Origin of the sequence: Mediterraneibacter butyricigenes (assembly GCF_003574295.1) — a bacterium.
GTDB lineage: Bacteria > Bacillota > Clostridia > Lachnospirales > Lachnospiraceae > Mediterraneibacter_A > Mediterraneibacter_A butyricigenes.
Genome location: NZ_BHGK01000001.1, coordinates 1,436,066 through 1,459,497, shown reverse-complemented (window position 1 = coordinate 1,459,497; position 23,432 = coordinate 1,436,066). Strand labels below are relative to the sequence as shown.

At 41.1% G+C, this 23,432-nt stretch carries 23 protein-coding genes and 1 pseudogene; 22 read left to right on the top strand and 2 right to left on the bottom strand.

Annotation, left to right across the window (positions count from 1 at the left end):
• Positions 1-114: 114 nt before the first annotated feature.
• A complete protein-coding gene (locus KGMB01110_RS07170; protein ID WP_055289265.1) occupies positions 115-912 on the bottom strand; it encodes a helix-turn-helix domain-containing protein in 798 nt (265 codons plus the stop codon).
• 240 nt (positions 913-1,152) lie between these two features.
• Here KGMB01110_RS07170 and KGMB01110_RS07165 point away from each other — a divergent pair, with 240 nt between their 5' ends.
• The 10 genes and pseudogenes from KGMB01110_RS07165 (at position 1,153) to KGMB01110_RS14910 (ending at position 9,411) form a co-directional block, all read left to right on the top strand.
• The gene (locus KGMB01110_RS07165; protein ID WP_055289263.1) at positions 1,153-2,256 is read left to right on the top strand and encodes a tyrosine-type recombinase/integrase; all 1,104 of its coding nucleotides are present in this window, start codon (positions 1,153-1,155) and stop codon (positions 2,254-2,256) included.
• A gap of 18 nt (positions 2,257-2,274) precedes the next feature.
• Positions 2,275-4,005: a tyrosine-type recombinase/integrase gene (locus KGMB01110_RS07160; protein ID WP_055289261.1), complete on the top strand. Its 1,731-nt coding sequence runs from the start codon at positions 2,275-2,277 to the stop codon at positions 4,003-4,005.
• Positions 3,992-5,500: a tyrosine-type recombinase/integrase gene (locus tag KGMB01110_RS07155; protein ID WP_243112706.1), complete on the top strand. Its 1,509-nt coding sequence runs from the start codon at positions 3,992-3,994 to the stop codon at positions 5,498-5,500. Before KGMB01110_RS07160 ends, KGMB01110_RS07155 begins: the two co-directional genes overlap by 14 nt.
• Positions 5,484-5,891, top strand: a complete 408-nt coding sequence (locus KGMB01110_RS07150) for a DUF6262 family protein (RefSeq protein WP_055289257.1) — start codon at positions 5,484-5,486, stop codon at positions 5,889-5,891. The genes KGMB01110_RS07155 and KGMB01110_RS07150 overlap by 17 nt, the downstream gene beginning before the upstream one ends.
• 20 nt (positions 5,892-5,911) lie before the next feature.
• Positions 5,912-6,292 carry a TnpV protein gene (locus tag KGMB01110_RS07145; protein ID WP_055151993.1) on the top strand — a complete coding sequence of 127 codons (381 nt, stop codon included), beginning with the start codon at positions 5,912-5,914 and terminating at the stop codon, positions 6,290-6,292.
• A 108-nt stretch (positions 6,293-6,400) separates the two neighbouring features.
• On the top strand, positions 6,401-6,697 hold the full coding sequence (locus KGMB01110_RS07140) for a hypothetical protein (protein ID WP_055151996.1): 297 nt from the start codon (positions 6,401-6,403) through the stop codon (positions 6,695-6,697).
• Between the two features lie 139 nt (positions 6,698-6,836).
• Positions 6,837-7,196: pseudogene (locus KGMB01110_RS07135) on the top strand (ATPase, T2SS/T4P/T4SS family); the annotation flags it as partial.
• A gap of 34 nt (positions 7,197-7,230) precedes the next feature.
• On the top strand, positions 7,231-7,908 hold the full coding sequence (locus tag KGMB01110_RS07130) for a type II secretion system F family protein (RefSeq protein ID WP_136626680.1): 678 nt from the start codon (positions 7,231-7,233) through the stop codon (positions 7,906-7,908).
• A 6-nt stretch (positions 7,909-7,914) separates the two neighbouring features.
• Positions 7,915-9,159, top strand: coding sequence for an immunoglobulin-like domain-containing protein (locus KGMB01110_RS07125; RefSeq protein WP_119297916.1), 1,245 nt, complete (start codon positions 7,915-7,917; stop codon positions 9,157-9,159).
• Positions 9,160-9,249: 90 nt separating this feature from the next.
• Complete coding sequence (locus KGMB01110_RS14910; protein WP_156085437.1) at positions 9,250-9,411, top strand: hypothetical protein; 162 nt, start codon at positions 9,250-9,252, stop codon at positions 9,409-9,411.
• A 535-nt stretch (positions 9,412-9,946) separates the two neighbouring features.
• Here the strand turns inward: KGMB01110_RS14910 and KGMB01110_RS07110 are convergent.
• The gene (locus KGMB01110_RS07110) at positions 9,947-10,183 is read right to left on the bottom strand and encodes a helix-turn-helix domain-containing protein (protein WP_117559063.1); all 237 of its coding nucleotides are present in this window, start codon (positions 10,181-10,183) and stop codon (positions 9,947-9,949) included.
• A gap of 187 nt (positions 10,184-10,370) precedes the next feature.
• On the opposite strand from KGMB01110_RS07110, the gene KGMB01110_RS07105 reads away from it, so the two are divergent.
• The 12 genes from KGMB01110_RS07105 (at position 10,371) to KGMB01110_RS07050 (ending at position 23,423) form a co-directional block, all read left to right on the top strand.
• Positions 10,371-10,697, top strand: a complete 327-nt coding sequence (locus tag KGMB01110_RS07105; protein ID WP_243112704.1) for a hypothetical protein — start codon at positions 10,371-10,373, stop codon at positions 10,695-10,697.
• Between the two features lie 37 nt (positions 10,698-10,734).
• A complete protein-coding gene (locus KGMB01110_RS07100; RefSeq protein WP_004614529.1) occupies positions 10,735-11,073 on the top strand; it encodes a DUF5720 family protein in 339 nt (112 codons plus the stop codon).
• Positions 11,074-11,264: 191 nt separating this feature from the next.
• On the top strand, positions 11,265-12,173 hold the full coding sequence (locus KGMB01110_RS07095; protein WP_170141742.1) for a ParM/StbA family protein: 909 nt from the start codon (positions 11,265-11,267) through the stop codon (positions 12,171-12,173).
• Positions 12,170-12,460 (top strand): plasmid segregation centromere-binding protein ParR, encoded by a 291-nt coding sequence (locus tag KGMB01110_RS07090; RefSeq protein WP_117559065.1) that lies wholly within the window; start codon positions 12,170-12,172, stop codon positions 12,458-12,460. The genes KGMB01110_RS07095 and KGMB01110_RS07090 overlap by 4 nt, the downstream gene beginning before the upstream one ends.
• A 154-nt stretch (positions 12,461-12,614) precedes the next feature.
• Positions 12,615-13,133, top strand: coding sequence for a hypothetical protein (locus tag KGMB01110_RS07085; RefSeq protein WP_119297914.1), 519 nt, complete (start codon positions 12,615-12,617; stop codon positions 13,131-13,133).
• Positions 13,134-13,204: 71 nt separating this feature from the next.
• Positions 13,205-14,500: a DNA (cytosine-5-)-methyltransferase gene (dcm, locus tag KGMB01110_RS07080; RefSeq protein WP_117541906.1), complete on the top strand. Its 1,296-nt coding sequence runs from the start codon at positions 13,205-13,207 to the stop codon at positions 14,498-14,500.
• 2 nt (positions 14,501-14,502) lie between these two features.
• Positions 14,503-15,465 (top strand): amidoligase family protein, encoded by a 963-nt coding sequence (locus KGMB01110_RS07075; RefSeq protein WP_117541892.1) that lies wholly within the window; start codon positions 14,503-14,505, stop codon positions 15,463-15,465.
• Positions 15,420-15,953: a gamma-glutamylcyclotransferase family protein gene (locus KGMB01110_RS07070; protein WP_330508064.1), complete on the top strand. Its 534-nt coding sequence runs from the start codon at positions 15,420-15,422 to the stop codon at positions 15,951-15,953. The genes KGMB01110_RS07075 and KGMB01110_RS07070 overlap by 46 nt, the downstream gene beginning before the upstream one ends.
• 72 nt (positions 15,954-16,025) lie before the next feature.
• The gene (locus KGMB01110_RS07065; RefSeq protein WP_119297913.1) at positions 16,026-20,396 is read left to right on the top strand and encodes a SpaA isopeptide-forming pilin-related protein; all 4,371 of its coding nucleotides are present in this window, start codon (positions 16,026-16,028) and stop codon (positions 20,394-20,396) included.
• Between the two features lie 136 nt (positions 20,397-20,532).
• On the top strand, positions 20,533-21,693 hold the full coding sequence (metK, locus tag KGMB01110_RS07060; RefSeq protein WP_117541894.1) for a methionine adenosyltransferase: 1,161 nt from the start codon (positions 20,533-20,535) through the stop codon (positions 21,691-21,693).
• Complete coding sequence (locus tag KGMB01110_RS07055) at positions 21,693-22,670, top strand: DUF3991 and TOPRIM domain-containing protein (protein ID WP_117541895.1); 978 nt, start codon at positions 21,693-21,695, stop codon at positions 22,668-22,670. Before metK ends, KGMB01110_RS07055 begins: the two co-directional genes overlap by 1 nt.
• Positions 22,671-22,676: 6 nt before the next feature.
• Complete coding sequence (locus KGMB01110_RS07050; RefSeq protein WP_117541896.1) at positions 22,677-23,423, top strand: hypothetical protein; 747 nt, start codon at positions 22,677-22,679, stop codon at positions 23,421-23,423.
• Positions 23,424-23,432 lie beyond the last annotated feature (9 nt).

Below are 23,432 nucleotides of genomic sequence, written 5' to 3'. Positions count from 1 at the left end.
TAGGCGATACTTGCTTTAGAAAATGATTAGCCATAATGAGTTGGGACGTGGGAAGAGGAAGTGTAAAAAAAAGAGAGAGCCATAAGTAACTCTCTCTGTGATAAAATCAAAAAGTTATAGTATCAGTGGTTCGGTAAGATTACAAAAATCCTTAACAGGAATATTTTCTTTAAGTGGTAAAGCTGTCTCTAAAAAGGTTTCGTCTGCAAATCTTTCGAGTTCAGAATCAAAATGTATAATTGAAGCATTTGTATTTAATTGATATGGCGGAATTGTAACAAAATAATCATAATCTTCGTAAGAAGGAGTGGCGCAAGAAACTTTGATTTTTCCGCCTAATTTCAATTTTGCAAATTCTCCATAAATGGCAGTTAAGGCTTTTTTTCTTTCTTCATCAGAAGTAATTCTATCTACATATCTAATATACCAATAATCTATATTTCCCTCTTTTAATTCAATTAAATAATCGTATGATCTGGGTGTTCCGGATTTTATTGTCCATTCAACTTTATGCAGACTTGTCATCATGGAAAGTCCACGCATTAAGGTAGAAAAAAATTTTTCATGCACCTGAACAGTAGAGAGATCCAGAGAAAATCCATTGTCTGCAATTATCTTTTTCCGTTCCCGTATTTTCTTAGAAGAATATCCCGTTGCATCATATAATTCTTGGATAAGTTCTGGATCATCAATGGCTTTTGCAATTTTATCAATAGTGCTTTTATATGGTCTTCCAGATCGGGCACCGTTGAGCATTCGTGAAATGGTTGCATTATTTAAGCCTGTTTGTTCAGATAATTCTTTTTGTGTTTTTTTCTGTAAAATGATTTGAAGTATATTGATGAATCTTTCCTGATCGTAAACGCTGTCAGGATTTATTAGTGTGCCTGAATTTGATATAAATTCGTTCATTCAAATCTCCTCTTGACTTCTTTGACTTTGTATAAATTGACTTCTTGTATTTTATCTTATCAATTATATCCCTAAAAATCAATTTAAAACATAAAGAAATCAAAAAATGCTTTATTGATATTCTTTTAAAAGTCAAAGAAGTCAAAAACGTAATTGACATTTTGATATCTTTGCGTATAATGTAAATCAAGAAGTCAAAGAAGTCAAATAAATCGAAAAGAAAGGAAGGAGGGCTGTGGATTGAAATATAGGGTTGTTTCGGTTTTGAAAGATAATAGACCACGTTTTTTGATTATTTCTGATATTGAAGAAATTGAAATCCTTCCATCAAAGTATTTGAAGCATCTGGATCAGATTAATGCTTCTCCGAATACTGTAAAATCCGCAGCCTTCGCACTTTCATATTATTACAATTATCTGCAGGAGCAAACGATAGGATTGGATGAGATTACATTGCTATCCTATTCAGAGCAGAATAAACATTTTATTGATTTCTTGTATTGGGTTAAGAGTGGAAAGCATACTGAGCATAATACACAGACGAGCAATAAGACCTGCAATATGTATCTTGGTGCAGTCTTCAGATACTACCAGTTTTTGGCACTGGAAGATGTTTTGCCAATGCTTAAAGTCTTACGAGTAAAAAAAGTATCGTATTTTGACAGTATGGGAGTAAATCATCAAAATGCAGTGAATTCGTTTAAAGGTTTCTTCAAAGAAGAAGAACCTAATCTGGAAGAAATAACATCCGAAGAAATACAGGAGCTGATAAATGCCTGTTCGAATGATAGAGATCGATTGCTGATAGCAATGATGGCAGAAACCGGTCTTAGATTAGGGGAAATTCTGGGAATCCATTATACCGAAGATATTGATTTTGAAAGAAGAACGGTTCGGGTAAGGTATCGTGAATCCAATACCAACTTGGCAAGAGCAAAAAATGCAGAATATAGAATGGCTTTGTTAAGTAATACAACTTTTGAGTTCTTGGTTAAGTACATTTCTGATAACCGAAAAAGTCTGATGAACTCGGAGTATTTATTTACAAAATTGACTGGAAAAAACAAAGGAGAGCCATTAGATGCGGATTCTGTGTATAGCATGTTGAAAAGGCTATCCCAAAAAACGGATATCAATTCCCATCCGCATCAGCTCCGACACTATTTTGCGGAGGAAAGAAGAAAAGAAGGATGGGATTTGAATGACATTCGTTTTGCCCTGGGGCATAAGAAAGTTGAAACTACCATTAAATACTTGGGTGAAAATAATGAACGATTGATAGAAGCGACAGATCAATACTACTCAAATAATGAAGATTTATACCAAATTGCAGATTTTCTGTAAAAGGAAGGAGGGATTACCTTGGCAGTATTAAAAATTGTTCCGAAGTTATATCAGGAAAAAATATCCGAGAAATTAAAGGAAGAAATATCTTTAGTTACGAATGGAGAAGCAAAATACTATAACCGGTTATACAAATTTTTCCAGTATACAGATATACAGTGTACTGCAGATATTAACTATGAAACGAGAAAAATGTATATGGATTCTCTTGAAAAAGAGGATATTTCAGAAAAATATAAAGCGGAATTACTGAGCTTATTTGATCGTTTAAAAATAGAAAATATGCCGGATGTCTATTCACAAGGAAATCCCTTTTCTGTAGAACAGGAGTTTTTTAAGCAAGACAAATTGTTTTTGCTGTATGTCCCCAATAAGAAGAAAGCACAATCTTTTCGTCAGGTGGTCGATAAGAATGATTTGTTATGGGACTTAACGAGGATACATTCATCACAGTTGGTGCGACAGACAAAAATATTGCTGTGTGAAATTCTGAATATGGATAAGGTACAAAGACATCGAAGATATTTTTTAGAACCATTAAAAGCACTTATACGGTTTTGCGATAAGTACGGAATAGATGATATTGAAGAAATGGAACAGGCAGATGAAAACAGATTTTATCTGTATTTAAACAAAGAGTCGGAAATTATAAAAAAACAGGCTTCTAAGATTGTTGAGTTTGCGAGAAGAACGTTATTTCTAACAGATTCAGAGACAAATTGGCAAGCGTGTATCTGGTATATGGATAGGTTTCAGTTTGATAAATCGAGAATCAATGCCAGTTCACCTGTTAAAAGCCTTTCATTTATTAATATTTACGAAAAAGAAAATCGTTGGTATTTACAATTATACGCAAAATATTTGGTCGGGATATCGGATCTGTCTTTATCAAATATCCGAAATACAATAAGTTTTATTTCACAATTTTTAAAATATCTGGATGGACAGAGTAAGAAAGTAACTGAACTGGAGATGCAAGATATAGCGGATTATGTGTCTGTTTTGGATGAGTCCGATATTAAGTATTCCACTTTTAACCGATATATCACACATATGCATACATTTCTACAGTTTTTGAAAATGAAAAATATTGAAGTGTTGAAGTTTTATCCGGAACGATTTTTAAAAAAAGGTTTTTCGGAACACAATGAAAGAAGTGTTCCAGAAAAAACAATTGCTCATCTAATTAAGGAGCTGCCGGCATTCCCAGAGCATTTACAGTTGATGTATTTGATTTTGTTTTGCACAGGAATTAGGAAAAGCGAGGTTTGCACAATAAAATCGGGAGCCTTTTATTCACAAGGCAATGAGAATTGGATGCGCATATATCAAAGCAAAATGCGGAGAGAAAAAGTCATTCCTGTTCCCAGTTTATTGGTTGGACTGGTGAATGATTATGAAAAAAAGTACGGAATAAAAAATGGGGAGTATTTATTCAAAAATAAAAAGGGTGGTGCATTTAATGGACAGACATTTTCAAATCAGATGATTCGGGAGTGTAAGGTTCGTGGGATTGCCTGCGGAGATTATATCTTTAGAGCACACGATTACAGACATAACCTTGCAACTTCAATGTACGGAAATGGGGTTTCTATACAAGGGGTACGAGATTATCTAGGACATTCAAGTGAGAATATGACAAAACAGTACATTGATTTCATGCCGGAACGTATTGTATCGGCTGAAGATAAATATTTCTCTAAAAATCAGTCATTTAAATTGAAAGGAGCAGAAGATGATGAAAGGTAATATTAATTTGATTTCGTATGACTGTTATCAACAAGCTACAGAAAAACAGTTGGCAGGACTGAAATGGAAGGAAAACAGGGTGTACTACATATCAGAGATTCATAATGAAAAGATGCAGGATGAGATTTATGGGTATATCGATGATAGATGTAGACGTTTGTCATTATCAACAGTAGTAAATGATATTTACAGATTTGATCTGTTGAAAGAATTTCTGAATGAGAAGTGTACAAGTTGTAGCAGCATCACTGATAAAAAATGGGAAGAACTGGAGAGAAGTTATAAAGCATTTTTATATAAAAAAGGATTGGCGCTGTATGTTAGAAGAAATAGACCGGATAGGCGGAATGTTGAGCAACAAAGTAGCGCTCAGATTTCTTTTCTGAAAATGTATTATGAGTATGTTGTGAAGTGTAAAACAGCAGATATTCCAGAAAATGAAAAAGATGTATGGGATATGAGAAAGTTGGATATTGTGCCAAGGAGTAATCCGATTCGTGGAAGATATAGATTAGATTTTCGTGAGATCAGGCAGAAAGAATTTAAAGAGATAATAAAGAAAATATTGTATAGCCACTGCCAGACAAAAGCAATGGGTAGTATAAAAGGTGAATTGCGTGGATTCCGTCGGTTTGCTAGTTTCGTGTATGATCGATTCCCAGAAGTAAAGCACTTTGCAGAAATTAGCAGGGATATGATAGAAGATTATCTGGTTTATATAAAAACGGATACCGGTCTTACATCAGTCAGTTACACGACAGAGCTGTCGGTTTTGGATAATCTGTTGGATGAAATAGGGCGTGAACTGGAAATAGGAAATATATGCAACCTTTTTCTGTCCAGTGATTGCAGAGCATATGACAACGCTTTACCAGAAGCGTATTCAGATGCAGAAATCAGAAGATTTAATTGTGCATTAACAAAATTAAAGCCCCAGTTAGGCAGATGTTTAATAATACATCAGATGCTCGGTACAAGAATAGAGGATACGTTGACTTTGCGAAGGGATTGCTTATCTGAGAAATCTGGACATTATTTTATAACTATTATCCAGCAGAAAACAAGGAAATACAAAAGACCAGTTAGCGATCAGCTGGCAGAATTGATTAGAAAAGCAATAGAAGTTTCAGAAAAGGAGCATCCAGATTCAGAATATATTTTTCTGCAAGATAATGGAAAATTGTATACAGATTCAATGCTGAAATATCATGTAAATATCATGATTTATGAAAATGATATCAGGGATGATAATGGAAATTATTTTGAGTTTCGTACACATCGTTTTAGACATACTTTTGGAGTAAAACTAACAGAAATGAAATTAGATGATGATAGCATTGCAAGGCTGTTGGGGCATAAGGATACACGAACCATACCACATTATCGGCGGTTAAGAAACGAAGCATTAGCGGAGGATACAAAGGCTGTACGAGATGAAATGAATGAATTATTAGCACAATACAGGAGGGAAAAGGAAAATGCAGAAACACGATAAAATGGTAGCACTGGCAAAAGAAAAAAGTGCGGAAATGACGGAAACAGCAATAACAGCTATTGAAACAATGTATAGAAAAAATAAAAAAATTTCAGTTGCTGAACTTACAAAACTAACAGGACTTTCTAGAGGTTTTTTCTATAATAATCCGAATGTGAAACAGGTCATGATGGAATTGAAGGAAAAACAACAGGGAATGATATTGCGAAATCCTAAAAGTGATGCTATTGCAAAAGCACAGGAAGCACGGATTAAGAGTTTAGAACAGAAATTATCCGATAGTGTTCCGAAAAACGAATATGAAAGTCTTCAGAAAAAATATGAAGAATTACAGGTGAAATATAGTCAAATAAAAAAGGGAACACTGTTGAAGATGTACGACCAATTATAGGAAGAAAAGGAGAATATTTTATGCAGAACGAAATTTATGATGAGAAAAATGGACTTACTTATATGTTATGTGGTGATTATTATTTGCCAGAATTGGCACTTACAGATATCGAACCAACTTATGGGAAATATGGGATGCTTCGTAAAAGCTATTTACAGGAACACAGAAAGGCAAAATATCAAATATTGTTGTTACAAGGAAAACTTGTCGAGCATTTGAATCAGATTGATGCAGAAGCAAGGGATAGAGAAGAACAATTAGTAAAACAGATGATGGAGAAAGAAGGAATTACAGAGGAATTAAAAAGGCAAGACAACATGGAATGGACAAGGAGGATGAATACCCTTTGTCATGATGCAGAAGAGATGATTTTGACGGAAATGATATACACGAAAGGATAATGAACTGTATTGGATAGCAAGAATTTTGCAGCCCGGATAGCAAAAAAGTGGAAGTCCGGATAGCAAGATTCTTGCTGTCCGGAAAGATAAAAAAGGGAGGGATTAAAAATGTTGGTTAAGTACATAATAAAAGTGTTTTTATATTTAATTCTTGCAGTAATGACATTGATTCACTGGTTATTAAAAATTCCGATGATATTGGGAAATATTTTGCTTTACTTTTTATCAATTATATTTATTCTGACAGGTGTTTTGAGTTATGGATTTGCATTGGAATCTGCAAGAGAATGTGGTCGAATGATAATAATTGGGATGGCATTTGGTGCAATACCAGATTTTGTCCCATTTTTGGGAAAAAGTTTAGAGACATTGGTTGCAAAACTGTTGAGTATGACAAATGAATGAGAAAGTCGATATGAAAGAGGGCTGTGAAAGGCGCTCTTTTCTTTTTGCAACTGTGGAATGGCAAGATAATAACGTTATATACAGTGTATATTAAGTAAAGCTATTGTATTTCTGCATGATGGGAACATAGGGAGTCCATATAAAGGCTTATAATACCGGACATGCAGGTGGTCTCAGTACCGGTCATGCCAACAGTCCCTCAGATATGCTTGCACGACTGGAGACGATGGTACTGATGGGGATGGAGATTCCGCTGGAAGCGATCCAGAGACAAATCGCTTCGGCACTGGAAATTATTGTGCATCTGGGGAGATTGCCGGATAAAAGCAGAAAAGTACTGGAAATTTCAGAAGTGCTGGATTATGCGGACGGACAGATTTTACTGAAAACATTATACCGGTTTCGGGAGGAGGGGAGAGACCATGAAAAGATTCTGGGAAGACTTGTGAAGGAAAATTCCCTTACCCAGTGTGAAAAACTGCTGGTTGCAGGATATTGAACGGAAGGAATTCTGTCTGGCGGGCTTTCAGAGTGTGTTGATATTATGTGTGATTTCCTGGCTGTTTTATGATTCGTTCTGGTTTTTGCTTGGAGCACCGATATTCGGAACGATCTATCTTATGGACTGGCTCAAAAAGAGATGCAAGGAAAAGGAACGAATTTTCTGTCTGCAGTTTCAGGAGTTTATGCGGACTCTGACGGCAGATCTGAGAACCGGTTATTCTCTGGAAAATGCATTGTTGGAGACAGCAAAAGAATTGCGGACATTGTACGGGCCGGAAGATCGGATCCGCAAAGAAATGGAATATATGGTACATCAGTTTGAACTGAATCTGTCAACGGACTGGGTATTGAGAAGTTTTGCGGCGAGAGTGGAACAGGAAGATGTACACAGCTTTGTTTCGGTTTTTCTGACAGCAGGTCACGTAGGAGGGGAACCGATCCGGATACTGGAACAGACTGGTAAGATTTTATATGACAAGTTGGAAGTCTACCGTGAGATACAGACAATCACAGCGGCGAAACAAATGGAGTTTCGGATCATGACGGTGATTCCGTTTGGAATCATTGCTTATATGAGACTGGCTTTCTCTGAGTTCTTTCAGGTATTGTATGGAAATCTTCTGGGAGTTCTTGTTATGAGCGGATGTCTGGCGTGTTATGTGGGAGCCTGGTATCTGGGGAGAAGAATGACGGAGATCGAGGTGTGAGTAAGAATGAAGTTGAGCAGACAACATTGGAAGATTCTGGTAGGGATTGTAGGAATCATTTTGCTGACTGTGGCAGTTTTTCTGGCAGATCAGAGATCGACTGTGCTTCCGGAAAATGAAACGCATTCTAAGGTGCGGAGAAATGATTATGGAAAAGGAAAGAAGAAGGAAGAACTTCAGGTAGAAATACAGGATGAAGACGGCAAAATGATCCAGAAGGAGATCCTGGAGTTCGAATTGCAAGAGAGAGCTTATAGCACGGAAGAGGCAGAAAAGGTTCTGACAGTAGAGGCAGAAGCTCTGGAAACAAAGATTCTGAAACAGAATCCAAGTCCGGATCTTGTCCAAACGGATCTGGATCTCATCACAAAGATTCCGGATACTTCGATTCGTGTAAGCTGGGAAAGCGATGATTATTCCGTGATAGATATGACCGGAAGAGTAAAGGCCGAAGCTCTGCCGGAGGAGGGGAAGATCGTAGAGCTGACCGCGGTGTTGAACTATCAGGATACGCTGATCCGTCACTCCTTTCCGGTACATGTTTATCCGCCGGATCTGTCCAGATCGGAGCAGGCGGAAGCGTTGTTGCAGGAGACTCTGGAAAAAACAGACGAGGAAAAGAAACAGGATCTCTGGGTAGAACTTCCGGACAACATCAATGGAAAGAAACTGATCTGGTCACGGAAAAAGGAAAGAAGATGGATTGCGATTCCGGTGCTTGGAGCAGTCATCATGGGACTTCTGATCCTGGAAAAGAAAGAACAGGAAAAGAAGCGAAAAGAAGAGCGGAAGCGACAGATGATGTTGGATTATCCGGAAATCGTCAATAAACTTACGTTATACACCGGGGCAGGAATGACGGTGAGAACAGCATGGGAGCGGATCGTAGAAGAATATCAGAAACAGAAGAAGGGAGAAGGAAGATATGCATACGAGGAAATGCAGAAAACCTGGTATGAGATGAACAGCGGAGTAGGGGAACGGAGAAGCTATGAGCGATTTATGCAGCGGTGTCAGGTAAAGGTATATCAGCAGTTGGGAATGATGCTTCAGCAGAATCTTCAAAAGGGAAATCAGGGAATGACAGAAATCCTTCGAAGAGAGGCGATGCAGGCGTTTGAAGAGCGAAAGGCTCTGGCGAAGATTCAGGGAGAAGAAGCGGGCACAAAATTGCTGCTTCCAATGTTTCTGATGCTGGCAATCGTGCTGGTTATGGTAATCATTCCGGCATTTCTTTCGCTGCAGATTTGAAGTGCGAAGAAAGTTTCATGACAATTGATAATGGATGTTGATGCAAATATTGAGAAAAAGGAACAGGATTTGAAGACAGGAGGAAAAAATATGTGGTATGGATACAAGATCAAAAACAAGTGCAGAGAACTGGGCAAAAGATTATTGCAGACATTAAAGGACGACAGTGGAGTCGGAGTGGTAGAGGTGATATTGATTCTGGTCGGAATATTAACCCCCTATTATGGGGTGAGTATAAAGTGTATAACGTAAGAATATGTGTATAAATCAAACTCAATATACAGTGAAAGGTGGAAAATGTGTATGAGGTCAAAGGAAAAAATAGCAGAAGAGATTGTGTTGATTAGATATTATAATGTACTGTTTTATTTATTTTTTAAGACAGGGATGGATGATTTTAAGAGACAATGCTTGATAAAGAAAATTGATGACGGGGAGTCCATGAGGATGAAACAAATACAAGACTGGTGTCATTGCCATCAGATTCCATTTAAGACCAAATTTACTTATAGAAAAGATTTTTCTTTCAGGGTTAATTTATGGAATTTGTATTCATATTGTAGGTTTAAGATTGAGCGACAGTAAACTGGATTATGTAGCATAAGAGTGTATAGCGTGTCTGTTGTCTGATTTTTGCCATATATAAGTATAGGATACACAAAGAATAGAAAAGAATGTGTATTCAGTTAGATAAGAAAAAAGAACTGGTTTATATTCGATAAGAACGATATAGACTAGTTCTTTTTTAAGAGATTATTATATACACAGGGAGTAGGTGAATGTCGAGTTACAGCAGACCATCAAAGAATGCATTGATATCTGTATGAAAGATCTTTGCCAGAGCGACTAACTCAGACACTTTGATGTTCATGCGGTTTGTTTCCAGTTTGGCATAAGTGCTTTTGGATATGACAATACCTATGAGATTCAATTTTGCAATGACCTGGTCTTGCGTTAGATTATTTTTGTATCTAAGAGATTGAATATTTTTACCGATATCCATATCTGGTCTGATTTTCTGCATAATACGTTCTCCTTAAAAAATAAAAGTTTCGTTATTTGGAAACATATATATTGATTCTAATGAGTTAAAAATTTATAATGTTTCGTAATAAAGAATTATTTCTGAAAGGGGACAATCTATGACCGAAAGTGAGAAAGAAAAAAAGATTTTCTTGAGTTACTGTGGCAGCAGGGATCAGGAGTTATTGATGGGCAGAAAAAAGATGACATTGGGGGATATGGAGAGATTTTCATTTTTAACAGAATTCTTTGGCTTGGAAAGTTATGGAATAAATCTATGGAAAGAGTTTGGCGATGATGTGGAAGAACCATTGGATGCGCTGATCAAGTTATTAGATGAATGGGAATATGAAAACGATACGTGGATCGATGATGATGGAAGATTAGAAAGATGGCTGGTTGAATTTCAAAAGCATGCGCCAACGAAAGAGAAAAGAGAGAAGCTCCGAAAAATGATTGATTCAAAATATAAAAAAAGAGGATTACCATATCCAACAGAGGCAGACTTCGATTAAGGGGTCTGCTTTTCTTTCGCTATTTTTGAAGGAGGTGATGCAGGTGGAGGTAAGTATCCATGAACTTTTAGCGGCGGCAAGGGAGGCGGTGAAATCGGATTATATCAAAGGCGAAAGCATTTTATGTGAAACCAGATATCATCCGGATACCCATTACATGGTAGAAATAGAGATGTTAAAAACAGATAACACGCTGGGGAAAAAAGGAGCTTATATCCGGAAATTTTTGACGGAAGATGAGTATTCTGCCATGTTACAAAAGCAGGAAGAACATCTCATAAAAATAAAAAGACAGGCCATTGTTCAAAAAGGAACATTGCGATATATCCCTCTCCCGGACAGGCTGGACAGCCGCCGGGAGAGGGATATTTTTTAACCGGCTGGGAAAGAACAGGGAGTGTTCCTCAAGCGGCAGCGGTATGAGAACCCCAGAGTTTCCGCAGGTTTTGGGGCGTGGAAACTTAGAAAAGTGTTCAAAACAGACACTTTTGCAACAATCCGTTGCAGCAAAAAATGATTTTTGGCATTATGCCAGACAAGAAAAAATGAAAGAAGGTTGTGAGTGTGATGATAGTAGGGATTGATCATGGGTATTATGCGATCAAGACAAAACATGTGTCTTTTCCCAGTGGCATTATCAAGTATGATTATGAGCCATATACGATGCAGAATGTTCTGCAGTATCGGGGAAAGTATTATGTCTGCGGTACAGGGAGACAGACGCTGGTAAAAAATAAAACGTCCAATGATAATTATTATCTGCTGACGCTGGCTGCGATTGCGGAAGAAATCAAGCATCGGAAAGCAGAACGAAAGACGGAAGTCATTCTGGCTGTTGGACTGCCTTTGTCCAGCTTTGGAAGGGAGAAACAGGGATTTCGGGAGTATCTGTTGCGGAAAGAACAGCCAGTGCGCTTTTTATATGAAAGTGAATGGTATGAGATACAGATCAAAGATGTGAAACTGTTCCCACAGGGGTATTCTGCCCTGGCTCTGCATCCAGAGTACCTGAAGAATGAACCATCTGTTCTTCTGGTGGATATTGGTGGCTGGACAGTCGACCTGATGAGACTGGATAATGCTGTTCCGAATGCGGCAACCTGCAGGAGTCTGGAGCTGGGTGTGATTCGGTGTATTGATGAGACTGCAGAACAGGTGCGGAGAAATACCGGACTGTCTGTAACGGAAACGCAGATCGAACGTGTGCTTCGTGGGGAAACCTGCAGCATGGCAGAAGATGCAAGAGTTGTCATACAGGAAAACGGACGGAAATACATCGAAAGAATCCTGTCTGCGGTAACGGAATCCGGGTTTGATCTCAGGGCAGTGCCGAGCGTATTTATGGGTGGAGGTTCTGCGATTTTAAAACGCCACGTGACCGCACAGGACGCGATTTGCCGCCCTGTTTTTATCGAGGACGTCCATGCGAACGCTGCCGGGTATGAACGGATTGTAGAGCAGATGTGGGCGAAATGACACGTCCGGTATATTCGTTCCGTCCAAACCTGAAAAATCCGGAACACCAGAAAGCATGGGAGAAATTCCAGTGTGTTCCGGAAGGACAGAAAAACCAGTACCTTGTTCAGGCGATTCTGGAAAAAGAGGACCGGAAGTGGATGGAAGAGATCATCCAAAAGACGATCAAAGAAAGTGTTCGGGAATTAAACATTTGTGGCGGTGCGGAACAAATTGGAACAGATCCACCGGCTGGGGATATCCCGGACCAGATGATGGATTTCCTGTCTCAGATGGAAAATATGTAAAGGGGGTGAGGCCTATGATTGTGCGATACATACATTGTTGGATCTGCTAGGGGCAGGAACAAAACAGCATCGATATCTTTGGTAGGTATTGTGAATAGCTTTCCATGCATCTTTGGAGTATGTTGTGTGTAGCGAAACGGAAAGGAGAAACGCTATGACAGAGATGAAGAACATATGCGGAAAGATCCCGAAGGACTTACACGAAAAAGTAAGAGAAGAGATTGAACTGACAGAAAGCAGCACACAGAAATTTATACAGCAGGTCATCGAAGAACATTTTGAAAGACTTGCAGGAAAAGGAGAGATGAGCATGGGAACAGCAAGAACAATCGCAGTACAGGTATCAGAGGAATTATTCCAGAGATTAAAAACAGTCATCGCAAAAAAAGGCATGAAACAGAAAGACTTCTTGATTCAGATCATCGAAGAGGCACTGGAAAAGGTAGAAGGCGAATGGCAGAACAAAGACAGCATGGAAGAAACGGAACCTGCAACCGGAGAATCTGGAACAGAGGAGACTCAACCGGACGAGGAAACCGAACCGGAAGGAGAAAACGAACCGAGCGAGGAAAGCGAACCGGACGAGGAAACCGAACTGAAAGAAGAAAGTGAGCCGGACGAGGAAACTCAACCGGAAGAAGAAACCAAAGCAGAAGAACCAACAGAATGGTAACAAACAGACACAGAGAAACCAACAGGCGGTATGAGAAAAATCATGCCGCCTGTTTTTATCAGCAAAGGAGGTTGATAACCGCAACCATTCAATTTTTTGATCTCTTTAGCGGAATCGGCGGATTCCGAGAAGGCTTAAGACGTGCAGGGGGATTTACCTGTGTCGGACACTGCGAGGTGGATACTTATGCGGATAAGAACTACCGATTGCTGTTTGACACAGAAGGGGAGTGGTATTGTAGTGATGCACGAACAATTGAACCAGAACGAATGCCGGATTTTGATCTGCTCTGTGCAGGATTTCCTTGCCAGGCATTCTCTATCGCCGGAAAGCGAGAAGGATTTGCAGATGCAAGAGGAACCCTCTTTTTCGAGATTGCCCGGCTTCTTAAAGCTAAAAGACCCCAGTATTTTATCCTTGAAAATGTTCCCGGTCTGCTTTCGCATGACAAGGGTCGGACATTTTGCACCATCCTCAGTACGCTTTCGCAACTGGGGTACCATGTCGAATGGAAAGTGCTTAACAGCAAGGATTTCGGAGTCCCCCAAGCAAGGAAACGGGTGTATATTGTCGGATATCTTGATTTCAGATGTGCCGGAAAAATATTACCTGAACCAGAAACAAATGGAGCAGCTCTTGTTCAAATCCGGGCAGGAAGTCAAGGGAAAAGAGTCTACAGTCCCAAAGGACTAAGCTGTACCCTGACCTCACAGGCAGGTGGAATGGGCGGCAAGACAGGATTATATGATGTAGGTGTTCCAATCAAAGAGAATACAAAGCTCGGCTACAAACTTGCAAGAGAAGGGGACAGCATTGATCTGGGCTATGCGAATCTCAACAGCAGGAGAGGAAGAGTCGGACATCAGATCGCACACACCCTGACTACAGGTGTTCAACAGGGAACACTTCATTTTGTAGATTTGTCTCCACCACCATTGGTAACAGAACATTGTAGATGCCTGAATACCAGACAATCAGGAATACATAATCACAAAGGAGAATGTTCCGGTGTATTAGCAGAGAATGGAGCAAGAGCAGTCTTAACACCAGCCAAAGAAAATGTCCGTCAGAATGGCAGACGTATGAAAGAACCAGAAGAACCCATGTTCACAATTACTGCAACCGATCGTCATGGCATCTTGTATCACGGCAGAATAAGAAGGTTAGTTCCGAGGGAATGTTTGCGTCTGCAGGGTTATTACGATTGGCAGATTGATAAGATCATAGACAGCACTTCTGACGCACAGCTTTATAAACAGGCTGGAAACGGGGTAACTGTCAATGTTATCGAGGCAATTGGCAGATTATTACAAAAGGCAGACTCCGAACTCAACGCACAGGAAGTGTCTGAGAAAGGAATCCATTAGGCATGATCGGTATAAAAGATCAATACTTTGGCACAGAAATCGAAATGACAGGGATCACCAGACAACGGGCTGCAGAAGTTGTAGCAGAACTGTTCGGGACAGAAGCTTTTTATGACGGTACTTATTACGGGGTATGGTCAGTGAGAGATCAGGAAGGAAAAAAGTGGAAGTTCATGTCTGATGGGAGCATTGATACACAAAGAAAATCAGGTGGTCAAATCGTGGCAGCAAGCGGAGAATATTCAACAGAGATGGTATCACCGAAATTATCGTATGATGAAATGGGAAAACTACAGGAAGTTGTACGCTGTCTGCGAAAACATGGAGGTTTTGTCAATGAGTCCTGTGGTCAGCATGTTCATGTAGATGCGGCGAACCATACACCGCAGAGTCTGAAAAATGCGCTGACGATTATGTATGCGAAGGAAGATATTCTGTTCAAAGCACTGAAAGTGCAGGAAAGAAGAGAGTACAGCTATTGTCAGAAGGTGCGTCCGGAGGTTTTGGAGAAGATCCGAAAAATGCCAAACAAATCCATTACAATGGACCGGGTAAGAAATGTCTGGTATGGAGGCAGGGATGGAAGTCATAATCATTATGACAGTACCCGGTATTATGCATTAAACCTCCATGCTGTATTTTCCAAAGGAACATTGGAGTGGCGCTGTTTTGAAAGTACCCTTCATGCAGGAAAAGTGAGGGCGAACATTACACTGGCACTTGCGATTTCCGCACAGGCGATCAATCAGAGATCCACCCAGATGAAAAAGACACCGATCTCAGAAAACCCGGCGTTTACATTCCGAACGTTTTTGTTGCGGCTCGGATTAATCGGAGAAGAATATAAGAATGTACGGAAACATCTGCTGGCAAATCTGGAAGGTGATCTGGCATGGAGATATGACAAAAGCACATATGAGTGCCTGAAGAAAAAACAAAGGACGGAAGACGTCAGATCGAGGTGAGGAAAATAGAAGAAAGATATTATTTTGCATATGGAAGTAACATGAACCTGGGGCAGATGAGATTCCGCTGTCCGGATGCGGAAGTGGTTGGAAATGTCCGGCTGGAAGATTACCGCCTGGCATTTCGTGGCAGAGCTCCGGGAAATGGCGTTGCAACTGTGCTTCCGGAAAAAGAAAGCTATGTGGAAGGAGTCTTATGGAAGATCACAGAAGCTTGTGAAAAGAATCTGGATTTTTATGAAGGATTTCCGAATTTTTATGGGAAAGAAACCATTCAGGTAAAGGATCAGGAAGGAGCTTTAAGGGAAGTATTCGTATACACGATGAACTCCCCTCATAAGGATGTTCCGGCAAGACCATCGAAATTTTATCTGGATGGAATTCTGGAAGGATGTCTGGAAAATGGTTTGCCGACAAAGGCAGTGATGGATGCAGTCAAACGCACCAGACAGGAAATGAAAAAAGCAGAAAAGCAATATACAAGATAAATGTTACCGCAGAGGGAACGCCTTCTGCGGTATTTTACTGAACAATATATTTATTATAGGAAGGAAACACATATGAAGGTGAAGAATTTAAAAACCAGAATCGCAGCCTTTGGACTGGCTGTTCTGATGGGCGTCAGTACCTTAAGCAGTGCCAATGCGTTTGCTGCCGAGCAGACGGATGTGGGGCAGGAGGTACAGGCATCCGAACAGGCGGCTACGAGTCAGAAAGAGAAGGCAGTTACGGCAGACGATATCACGAAAGCGATTTCGGATGAAACATTTGCAGTGGAAACCAGTATGGAAGGAATCCATTATGATGCAGAAAAAGAGGATGTTACGCTTGTCAGCATCCAAGATGAAAATGGAGGGGCATACCATCCGGACAAAGCCGGAACTTACATTGCCTCTTACATGGTTGTACCAAAGGATCAGAGTGACAGCTATACCATCAGCCGAAAGGTGATCCTGACGGATACGGAAGGTCAGGCACATGCACAGGACAATGGTGGAGAAAAGCAAAAATCAGATACAAAATCTGAAGATGATTCGGACTCGCCTGTGCAGAACTATACCGATGTAGAGATCGAGGCATCCGGGGAAGATGCATCTGCACAGGCAATCGAAGAACTCAAAGAGGATATTGAAGAAGGGAATGTCATGGTACTGTCTGCGGCTGAAAGAGCTACAAGCAGCGGTTCAACAGTCACACTGACAAAAGGAAGAACGATTTATTATCCAAGTTATCTTGGAAATTATCTTACGTGTCTGTTTACCGTAAACGGAAAGATCGCATACTGTCTCCAGTCCCAGAAAGCATCCCCACCGAGTGGAAGTTATGTGGCACAGGTATTGGACAGTAACAAGAATCTGCAGAAAGTCCTTTACTATGGCTATGGTGGGGCAGGAGATCTGACAGGAAGTTATCTGTCCGGGAAATCAGAGGATGAAAAGTATGTGTATACGCACATTGCAGCCAGCTACGCTTACGCAGGAGAAGCCGGATTTACAGGCTGTAATTACAATGACCTTGTAAATGCAGGGGTGATCGCATATATCAATTACCTGTTCGGACAGGAAGAACCGCCAAAAGGGGAACTGAGCCTTTCCAGTACGAAACTGAATGCAGTAAGGGATGGAAATCTCCAGAAAACACCGAATATCACACTGTCTGGAGATCACAGAAATTATGTGACACTGAGTGTACCGGAACATGTCACCGCACATAATCTGACCAAAGGAACAAGTGTGACAAATGGAAAGATCCAGATTTATGGCGGCGATACCTTTTATATGTCGGCAGATCTGTTGCTGACAGGCAGTTATGCTTCCGGCAACTTATACGGTTCTGTCGGAAAGACATGGAGAACGCTGGTGCTGACGACCGGAGATTCCAAACAGGATATCGGTGTATTCGAAAGCGAAACAGCAGCTCCGGTAAGCTTCAGCGTACAGTGGCTGAACATGACACGTATTGAGTTGACGAAGAAAGATATCAATACACAGAACCCACTATCTGGAGCAGTATACGGTATTTACACCGATAAGAAGTGCGAAAATCTGCTGATGACGATGACTGCAACCGGAACAGACGGAAAAGCAGTCAGTGATTATTTTGATTCCGCACTGAAAACTGTGTATGTAAAAGAGGTTACTGCTCCGACAGGGTACAAACTGAATACAGAAGTATATAAAGTAGATGTTGCAGCCGGAAAGACATTGACTGTAGCAGCAACCGATGAGAGAGTCACCGGAAGGGTAAAAATCGCAAAGATCGATAAAGAAACACTTGCATTTAAGGCACAGGGGGACAGTGTTCTTCGTGGTGCGGTGTATGGTCTGTATGCCAAAGAGGACATCGTGCATCCGGATGGAACAACAGGAGTTCTGTATAAACAGGACAGCCTGATCGCGCAGGGAGTCATCGGAGATGATGGAACACTGGAGTTTTCAGAATTATACCTTGGAGAAATGTATGTAAAAGAAATCACTCCACCGGAAGGATATACACTGGATACTACAAAATATGAAGTATCCGTAACTTATGAAGGTCAGGATGTTGCAGAAGTGACAAGAGACCTTACGGTAAAAGAGCAGGTAAAGAAACAGGCATTCCAGTTGATCAAAGTCAGTGAAGATGGAGAGCAGACAGAAACAGACCTGGTTGCAGGAGCAGGATTTCAGGTATATCTGATCAGCGACCTGACACAGGTGAAAAATGGGAAACTGAAACCGTCCAATGGAGAAAGATACACGGCAAGTGATTTTAAAAATTATGATTTCAGTAACGAGAAGGTGGCAGTCACCTATGAGAATGGAACAGCCGTACCAGTGCCGGAACTGATCACAGATACAAAAGGATACGCAGTCAGCCCGGAACTGCCGTATGGAAGTTATGTTGTAGTGGAAAGCACTACCCCGGAGAATCTGAAAACCATTGATCCATTTGTTGTAAATGTGGAAAATGACAGCAGAGAACCAATGCAGTGGAGAGTATTTGATGACCGTCCGTTTGAATTCTTGTTGAAAATTGTAAAGAAGGATGCACAGACTGGAAATACGGTTTTAAAGGCTGGTGCTTCTTATAAGATTTACGATGTGACAAATAAGAGATACATCGAACAGGTTGTTCAGTATCCGAAAAAAGAAAAGATCAGCGTATTCCAGACCAATGAGGAAGGATATCTGATTACACCGCAGGAACTGAAATGCTCAACTTATCGGATCGAGGAAGTGAAAGCACCGGAAGGATTTGTAAGACAGGGACACGAAGAGTCTCTGTATGACGGAGAAAAGATCCTTTCACCATTAGAACAGACTGCAAAGGGAACTTATAAAGAAAATCCGCAGAGTGCCATTGAGATCACCGTATCCTCAAACACGGCACACCAGATCGACCCGGATACAGGAGCTGCGATCGTAGAGGTAGAACAGAAAAACGATGAACAGGTGGGAAGCCTGCTCCTGACCAAAAAAGGAGAACAGCTTACCGAAGTAACCGGAGATTCTGTTCTGGAAAAAGTAAAGACGCTTGTGTCAAAGGTAAAAAAAGCGGTATCTGGGAAAGAAGAAACAGGTATTTATAAAGATTTTAAATATGAAGAAACCGGAGTAGAAGGTGCCCAGTTTGAAGTATATGCTAAGGATAGCATTTATTCACCGGATGGGGCAAAGGACGAGGAAGGAAATCTGCTTGTCCGTTACGAGAAAGATGACCTGGTAGCCAAACTGACTACAGACGAAGAGGGAATGGCAGTACTCAACAATCTGCCACTGGGAACTTATTATCTGAAAGAGGTTGTGGCAGGAGAGAATTTTGTCCTGAATACCGAGCAGAAAGAATTTACTCTGACAGCCGAGGATGATACACAGGCAGTTGTTTATGAAGGGGTTACTTACAAAAACGAGAGACAGAAGGTGTCCGTATCAGTAGAAAAGAAGGACTCTGTTACGGGAGAAAAACTGGAAGGAGTCATCTTCGGGCTGTATGCCGGGGAAGATATCGTCTCTAATCAGGGAGAAGTTCTTGTAGAGAAGGATACCCTGCTGGAAAAGAAAGCAACCGATAAGAACGGAAATCTGACCTTTGACAGTGACCTTCCACATGGGAAATATTATGTCAAAGAGGAAGTCAGAAAAGCCGGATATCTTCCGAACGAGGAAGTATGGAAAGTAGATGCATCCTACGAAAACCAGAATCTTGAAAAGATTGTACTGAGTAAAGAAGTTGAGAACCAGCCGACCGAGACACGGATCAGCAAGACAGATGCAACCACCGGAAGCGAGCTGGAGGGAGCAAAACTTCAGGTAATCGACAAAGACGGAAATATCGTGGAAGAATGGACCAGTACCAAAGAAGACCATGTGATCTATGGTCTGCCGGAAGGAACTTATACCTTGCATGAAGAACTGGCTCCTTATGAAGACGGCTATGTGTCTGCCAGCGATGTGACCTTTGAAGTCAAAGAAGACGGAAGTGTGACAAAGGTTGAAATGAAAGACGAATATTCCAAAGTGGAAATTTCCAAAACAGACATTACCACAGGGAAAGAACTGGAAGGGGCAAAACTTCAGATCATCCGAAAAGACGGAACTGTTCTGGAAGAGTGGATCACGGACGGAAAGCCACATTCTGTTGTGAAGCTTCCGGTCAATGAGGAACTTACCTTGCGTGAGATCACAGCACCGGATGGTTATGAGATTGCCGAAGATATTACATTTACATTGAAAGATACGATGGAAGTGCAGAAAGTAGAAATGAAAGATGCCAGAACACCGGAGAAAACAACTGGAAAGACCGATGCACCAAAAACAGGGGATAACCAGAAAGTATGGGCATTTGTCCTGCTTGCACTGGCATCTGCCGGAACAGTTACAGGGGTGACTGTGTACCGCAGAAAGAAGTCAAGAATGACAGAAAACAAAGAAGAAACAGAAGAAAAATAAAAGAAGAATAACTGGATAAATCAATCCGGCAGGGCAGGAGATGTGTATCAGGCAGCTCCTGCCCTGTTTATCTTGCCATGCATTCGCAAGTAAGGATTTTCCAGTGGCAGGACTTGTAGATATAAGGAGAAGAAAAATGAGACGTTATTATACAGCAGAATCAGTAACAGAAGGACACCCGGATAAAGTATGTGACCAGATCGCAGATGCAATCTTAGATGAATGCCTGAAACATGATCCATCTTCAAGGGTTGCATGTGAAGTGCTGGCCACAAGAGGAAATGTGTTTGTAGCAGGAGAGATCAGCAGCGGATATGAGCCGCCAGTGTTTGATGTGATCCGAAAGGTTCTGGGAGAATGCGGATATTGTACGGATGGAATAGAAATGGATACGTTTGTACACCAGCAGAGTCCGGATATCGCAAAAGCAGTGATTGTATCAAAAGAATTCCGGGACAACAATGGAAAAAAGGGAAGAGACAGAAGCCGGGGAGCTGGAGATCAGGGTGTTATGGTCGGTTATGCGTGTGATGAAACCGCACAGCTTATGCCAATGCCTATCGTCTTGGCACACCGGATTACCCGTGAACTTTCGGCTTGCAGAAGAAGCGGATATATCAAAGATATCTTTTCGGATGGGAAAGCACAGGTAACCGTAGAATATGAAGATGAAAAACCAGTGAGACTGGAAAGCGTGGTTGTTTCCTGCCAGCATAGTGCAGAAAAGAGTCTGAAGAAGTTAGAGACCGAGATCAGGGAGAAGGTGCTTCGTCCGGCACTCCGATTACTGCCTCCGGATGAGGATACGAAGATCCTGGTCAATCCGTCAGGGAGATTTGTGTGTGGAGGCCTTGATGCAGATACCGGACTGACCGGAAGAAAGCTGATGGTGGATACCTATGGCAGTATGGTTCCGCATGGCGGCGGTGCATTTTCGGGGAAGGATTGTTCAAAAGTAGATCGATCTGCAGCATATATGGCAAGATATATTGCTAAAAATATGGTAGCTGCCGGACTTGCAAGCAGATGTCAGGTGTCTCTGGCTTACGCAATCGGAGTGGCAGAGCCGGTGATGATCGCAGTGGATACCTTTGGTACAGGAAAAGTGTGTGCAGATGATTGTCTGGCGAGAGCAATCCCACTGGTGTTTGGAGTGACACCTGTCCAGATCATGGAATCTCTCAGACTGAACCGTCCGATTTTCCGGCAGACGGCAGTTTTTGGACACTTTGGAAGAAAGGAGTTTCCTTGGGAGCGAACTGATAAGGTACTGGCTCTTCAGGATACCATTCTGTAATGCCCTGGGTAACGGAAGAGGAGATTCAGGCAGCAAAGAACATGACTGCGTATGAGTATTTACGAACGCATCAGGCACAGAGACTGCAAAAGACAAGAACCAGAAATGAATGGCAGTTGACAGACCACGACAGTTTTAAAATCAATGAACTGTCCAGTAAATGGCATTGGAAGTCCAGAGATATCGGCGGCGTGTCTGCACTGCGTTTCCTCATAGAAGTGGATGGGATGAAATTTACAGATGCCGTAAAGCTGTTGTGCGAAGAACGTCCGTCTTTTCTTCCGACACAGTCAGTTGAAAAAGAAAAACCACCATTTAAACTGCCGGAGAGATTCTTAAACTGCCGGAGAATCCGGGCCTATCTGAACCATCGTGGAATCAGTGATGCAGTGATCACGTATTGTATCTCACAGGAAATCCTTTATGAAAGTGTTCCGTACCATAATGCTGTTTTTGTCGGGAAAGATGAATCGGGAAAAGCGAGATATGCCTTCCTACGAGGAATCTATGAAAAAAACGGGAAAGGATTCAAGATGGAACAGGCCGGAAGTGAAAAGAAGTACAGTTTTTGTATTCCTCCAAGAAAAGAGACGAATCGGGTTGCTGTTTACGAAGCCTGTATTGATGCACTGGCACATATGACACTGGAAGAGGGAAAGCAGGATAAATACCGGCTTTCCCTTGGGGGAATTGCTGCTCCGAAAGAAAACGCACAGATACAGAGTGAACGTTTTAAAAAGCCGCCGGACGTACTGGAAGAGTTCCTGAAGAACCACCCGGAAATCAAAGAAATTGAAATCTGTACTGATAATGATTTTGCCGGGAGATGGGCAAAAGAACAGATGAAAAAGCATTACGAGGGAACGTATCAGATTATTTGCAATCTGCCGGAAAAAGAAGGGGCAGATTACGCAGACCTTGCGAAAGAAAAAAAGCAGGAAAATAAATGCAGGGACAGACCATTAGAAAGAAGGTGATAGAGAATGGAAGAAAAAGAAACGATACACGTACAGATGTTGACGGAGCTGACTGGAAATCTTTTTTCCGAAGAATCCGAATGGGAAGAAGATTGGTCGGAGAGTGATGAATATGGAATGCCATTAGATGGAACAGAACTTGCCGATTATGAAGATGCTATCCGAGAAGAACTGGAACGCTATGGGGAAGATGATCTCATGCAGTATTTTGATGGAAGTGAGTCCATTCATGGAAAAATACAAAGTGCAGTTGTTACGGTAGAAAACAAAGATGGAATCCTGTACGGCTGTACCAAACTGGAATTAAATGAATTTTTAAGTCAGGAAGAACTACAGGAATTCACCGAATACATTACAGGGCAGTACAGTGACGGGTGGGGTGAAGGATTTGAGCAGAGGGATATCAAGGTAGATGGTGGAATGCTGAATGTGCATTTCTGGCATCCAGATATGGAGCAGCCGAAAATCTATGAAAAGAAAACAGAGCAAATCCCGATAAAGCCTGAGAAACAACGTCCCAAGTTACAACTCCTTGGACATGATGGGAATATTTTTTCCATTATGGGCGATGCCTCAACTCTTTTGAAAAAGAATAAACAGACAGCAGAAGCAAAAGAAATGTGTAAAAGAGTATTGGAAAGTGGGGATTATTACAAAGCACTTTTGATTATCAGTGAATATGTAGAAACCGAGTTGAGTCTGCCACCAAAAGAAAATAAAAGGACAAAGAAGAAACATCAGCCGGAACGGTGAAAGGAGATA